Source organism: Paraburkholderia sediminicola, from assembly GCF_046026895.1.
Lineage (GTDB): Bacteria > Pseudomonadota > Gammaproteobacteria > Burkholderiales > Burkholderiaceae > Paraburkholderia > Paraburkholderia sediminicola_C.
The window spans coordinates 1-1,052 of the sequence record NZ_JAQQEU010000237.1 but is presented as its reverse complement, the minus strand read 5'-3'; the positions used below and the strand labels follow the sequence as shown (position 1 = coordinate 1,052).

Sequence of the window (1,052 nt, the reverse complement as noted above, 5' to 3'; positions counted from 1 at the left end):
GTTCCCAATACACAGCCTGCGGACAATCTGGTCGGCAATCGAATAGCTGCTGCACACCGCCAATGCACATCCCTGTTGTCAGCACCGCCGCGTCGATTCGCAACCGGCGGCGCCCATTGCTAATCCCGCATCACAGCGCGGCTATATCCCCGACGCCGCTTCCTCCGTAAGCGTCGCGTGAGGGCCGTTGAGAATTCGCTGGACAAGCGTCGAAGAACGCGGCGGGCGCATCGTGCCGCTGCCAGAAGGGATCAAAGCGAGGCAGGTGTAGATGAGCGGAGATGCTTTGCGACGTTCCAGGGCAATAGTTCGTCGATGCGATTGGCCTGGTGATCCGCAATGTGCGTGAGCACGAATTCCAGGTAGGCACGTGGATTGATGTTGTTCAATTTGCACGAGCCGATCAGGCTATACATTGCGGCGGCTCGCTCACCACCGCTGTCGGAGCCCGCGAACATAAAATTGCGCCGACCAAGGGCCACACAGCGCAAGGCATTTTCGGCGAGCACGTTGCTGATCTCGACGCGGCCGTCGTCACAGAACAGCGTGAGTCCATCCCAGCGATTCAGAGCGTAGTTAATCGCTTCGACCAATGGAGCCTTCGGCCAAAGCGTCGCCAGTTTCTCCCTCATCGACATCTCGAGAAGTCCGAGCAACGGGTTGCTCTTTTCTTGCCTGCAGCGTCGCCGCTCATCGGGTGGTTTGCCGCGGATAGCAGCCTCGATTTCGTAGAGATCGCCGATCATGTCGAGCCATTGCTTCGTGGTTTCCGACGGTGCGGTCTCGTGGACGTTGAAGACGTACCGGCGCGCGTGATCCCAACAAGATGCCAGGCGAACCTTGCCGCTTTCGGTCAGCTCGTTGAAGCCGGCATAGCCGTCCGCCTGAAGGACGCCTTCGAATCCGGCAAGATGGGTCTGGGGGTGGATGCCTTTGCGGTCCGGCGAGTACGCGAACCAGACAGCAGCGGGTTCGCTCGAACCAGAGCGTCGATCATCGCGCACGTAGACCCACAACCGACCAGTTTTGGTTTTCTTGTTGCCGGGCGCCAG

The 1,052-nt window shown here is 59.7% G+C and carries 1 protein-coding gene; it reads right to left on the bottom strand.

All coding sequences use genetic code 11. The features are described from left to right. Positions 1–251: 251 nt before the first annotated feature. Positions 252–1,052, bottom strand: an 801-nt coding sequence (gene tnpC, locus PQR02_RS40510; protein WP_408243400.1) for an IS66 family transposase, incomplete at its 5' end; no start/stop codon positions are given.